Source organism: Liquorilactobacillus mali KCTC 3596 = DSM 20444 (assembly GCF_000260415.1).
GTDB classification, from domain to species: domain Bacteria; phylum Bacillota; class Bacilli; order Lactobacillales; family Lactobacillaceae; genus Liquorilactobacillus; species Liquorilactobacillus mali.
Genome location: NZ_BACP01000035.1, coordinates 1 through 3050, shown reverse-complemented (window position 1 = coordinate 3050; position 3050 = coordinate 1). Strand labels below are relative to the sequence as shown.

Annotated in this window: 3 protein-coding genes; 1 reads left to right on the top strand and 2 read right to left on the bottom strand. The window is 36.0% G+C overall.

Going from position 1 to position 3050, the window contains the following annotated elements:
* A partial coding sequence (locus tag GSM_RS14060; RefSeq protein WP_010077918.1) for a glucosaminidase domain-containing protein occupies positions 1 to 1134 on the bottom strand: 1134 nt, incomplete at its 3' end.
* Between the two features lie 137 nt (positions 1135 to 1271).
* The gene (locus GSM_RS06395) at positions 1272 to 2108 is read right to left on the bottom strand and encodes a YitT family protein (protein WP_003691273.1); all 837 of its coding nucleotides are present in this window, start codon (positions 2106 to 2108) and stop codon (positions 1272 to 1274) included.
* A gap of 178 nt (positions 2109 to 2286) precedes the next feature.
* Here GSM_RS06395 and GSM_RS06390 point away from each other — a divergent pair, with 178 nt between their 5' ends.
* Positions 2287 to 2781, top strand: a complete 495-nt coding sequence (locus GSM_RS06390; protein ID WP_003691275.1) for a thiol peroxidase — start codon at positions 2287 to 2289, stop codon at positions 2779 to 2781.
* Positions 2782 to 3050 lie beyond the last annotated feature (269 nt).

Genomic DNA, 3050 nt, shown 5'->3' with positions numbered 1-3050 from the left:
GTAGATGGTATCTGATGAAAGACTGTTCCAACTTTTCAAATTGGCGACTGAAACACCATATTTATTAGCAATAGCCCAAAGCGAATCTCCTGATTTAACGATATATGAGGCAGTGGAACTGCTTGAAGCAGAGGAACTGTTATTAACAGAGCTGCTAGAGTTAGAACTTGAAGTAGAAGTATTAGTGCTTGAACTGTTCGAACCAGCTGTATCATATTTTGTTAGATTGTATAAATTAATGACGGACAAAACTTTTGTAGCATAGCTGGGGTCAGTTGCATATGTGCCATATTTCCCCTTAGAAAGGTTAGCCGCAGCAATAGAAACTGTGGATGCATTGGCTTTGGTCGAGTTACCAAAATTGTTAGAAATCAGTTTTGCGTAGGCAACCAACGAGTCACTGTAACTACTATATGACTGGAATTTGGCAGAAACAGTATGATAAGCGCCATTGTAATACTCAAGAGTATTCATAGTAATGTAGCTGCCAGACCCAGAATACTTAATACCAAAGAGGTTGTGAGCCTTTGTAGACAAAGTACTAGTGCCCCAGCCACTTTCGGTTGCAGCTTGTGCAATCATTAAGGATGCATAAAGATTGTACTGTTGTGCAATTTGTTGTGCCGAACTAGCAATACTATTAATAAAAGTTGACACTTTTACAGGGGCAGAGGTCAATGATGACGTATCTAATGTGACAGCGCTATATGATGAAACTGCCGCACTAGCTGAACTACTAGAAGACGAGACTGCAGAACTTTGCGAACTTGAGCTGCTTGAAGATGAAGCAGGAGCCTTCTGAACACTACTACTTGCAGCAACTGTACCTGCTGTTGTAGAACTAGCTACGCTTGCTGCGGTTGAAGCAGTTGAGCTAGTTGAATTGGCAGAGCTTGAGCTGGGAGCCGAAGAGCTGCTGGATTCACTAACATTTGTAGATCCGACAGATCCAGTGGTGGAAGTGACAGCATTTTGAGAAGTTGTAGTATCAGCCTTTACTTTAAAAATTGGAAGGGAGGCTGAGCCAAGTAAAAAACCTGTTCCAACGTATGAAGCAGTTCGGCTCATACCTTTAATATGCTTGACTTGTCGCAAATATTTTTGATGGGCAATTCGTTCCTTGCGCTTTTTCAAAAAGTTCACTTCCTTAAATAAATTATTTTTTAAAATTTAATTTCAATATTGACATATAAGAATAATTACAGTATAGCAAAAGAATATTATAATATGAACTATAATTGTTAAGATAAATTATTACAATAGCATTACAACTAAAGCAGTCGATATATTTCAGTGGCACGCACGCTGCGTACATTTTCAGTGATGATTAGAGCAGCAGGGTCCGCAGCTGCTATTATGGGGATAATTCTTGCAAGATTTTTAGAAGTACAAACGAAATAAATAATAGGTTTTGCTGATTGACTGTAAAAACCGGTGGCTTGCAGAAGTGTAACACCCTGTCCTAGTGAGTCAGAAATTGCTTGGGAAATACTGCTGCTGTGAGATGAAATTATCTGGATTACCTTCTTTGAACCAAATCTTTCTAGAGCAATATTGGTTATTTTGGCGGATATATATAATTCTAGAACTGTTAATATCGTATTTTCAAAGCCAATAATGAAAACGGACGGAATTGCAACAGCTAGATCAAAAAAAAGAGTAGCTGATCCTATAGGTATTCCGAGATATTGATTAAGAATTCTTCCTAAAATAGTGCTTCCGGCAATAGATCCTTCCGCATTCAAAATTAATCCCATTGAAATGCCTGTTAAAGCACCGCCAACAATGGTTGGAATAATAGTCTGTTGTGTATGATAAGTATAAATAACAGGGAGTTTCAAGAAAATAGAAAGCCAAATAATTGCCCAAAGTGATAGTAAAATTGTTTTTCGTTTGAGATATTTTAAGCCAATCAACAATAAAATACTATTAAGTACAAAATTTGTTAGATATGTGGGAATTTGTAGTGTATAAAAAGCAATGGTTGTTAGACCAGTAACACCACCTTCACCTAATCTAGTTGGAATAAGAAAATAATTTATTGAAATTGCATATAATAAAGAGCCTAAAGTGATATAAAATAATTTGCGAGCCGTTTTTATGATCAATTTCTCCTCTCAGAAGTTAATTAGCGCAATCTAAGTATAAATACAACAGTTTTGTAAGACAAGATAATCAGCAATAATTTTTTGCACAAATGTAAATTTTATCAGAACAAATATTTGCTTATCAGTGAGTCTATAGCATACAATTGAGATAATCGAGTTACGGAAGGAATGAGTGAAGTTGAAGATAACCAGACATGAAAAACCAACATCTACTAATGGAGAACCAATTAGTATTGCAAGTCGTTTTCCAGAATTCGAATTAAAAAGCACACAAGGTGAAACTATTACAAATACAGATATCAGTGGAAAGTATACATTGATTAGTGTTGTTCCGGATATCAATACCCGAGTATGCAGTCTTTCAACAAAGAAATTCAATAAAGATGTGGATGCTTTTCCAGATATTAACTTTTTGACCATTTCAACTAATACCGTCGAGCAGCAGCAAGACTGGTGTGCGGCAGAAGGCGTTACGAAGATGAAATTACTCTCCGATAAAGATGGTTCCTTAGGAAAAAAGGTGGGAATTTTCGTAGAAGATGGGAATGTTGATGCGCGCAGCATTTGGATTCTTAATCCTAATGGAGAAGTAGCATATCGTGAGTTGATTATTGAACAGACAAATGAGCCGAATTATCAGGCTGCTTTAGAATTTTTGAATAAAGATAAGTAATATAGATTCAAAGTACTAGAATATGATATAAGCTCAGTAATGTTTGAAGCTTGACGGAAAATTTTTAACTTATGCGGCAAATTTATGTGAAATCAATAAAAGGGACTGCACCATAAGTCCCTAAGTTAAAGAGCTTCACCAGAGAAAGTAATGATTTTTCTGGTGAAGCTCTTTTGGTATAATTAAAAATAAAAAAGCACCGATTGCAGCCAGCACTTTCAAAAACAATACCCCTTTATAAACAAAAAGAAGAGATTAGTGAAAATCTA